The sequence below is a fragment of the Flavobacterium jejuense genome, assembly GCF_006491595.2.
Lineage (GTDB): Bacteria > Bacteroidota > Bacteroidia > Flavobacteriales > Flavobacteriaceae > Flavobacterium > Flavobacterium jejuense.
Window position 1 is genome coordinate 1 of sequence record NZ_VEVQ02000055.1, and the last position, 385, is coordinate 385.

Below are 385 nucleotides of genomic sequence, written 5' to 3' on the forward strand. Positions count from 1 at the left end.
TCCAAAAGGATAATAATGGTTTTCTTCTAAAATAGGACTGGTATAATAGTCATTACAAAATGTTTGAGGACTTCCATCTCTTCCTATTTGTGTGAAACATTCTTGCATATGTTCATCTCCTAAAACACCATTTTTATCTATATCAGAATAGCTCACTCTTACATTACCTAAATGATCGGTGTAATTAAAAACATAACTATAAGCACCAGAGTTGTGTTTTACATATCCTTCCGCATGAGGGAAGAATTGTAAATCGCTGTTTTTATACTGAAATCCTCCAGCTAAATAATGCGTATTTGTTATGGTTGTATTCTCAGTCACTTTTTTAACTACTTTTTGTCCAGTAGCAGTGTAAATGTACTCAATATTTCCATTTGTTCCAAAA

General features: G+C 31.9%; 1 pseudogene. It reads right to left on the reverse strand.

The annotated features are described in order from the left end of the window. Positions 1 to 385, reverse strand: a pseudogene (locus tag FIA58_RS21190) (hypothetical protein); the annotation flags it as partial.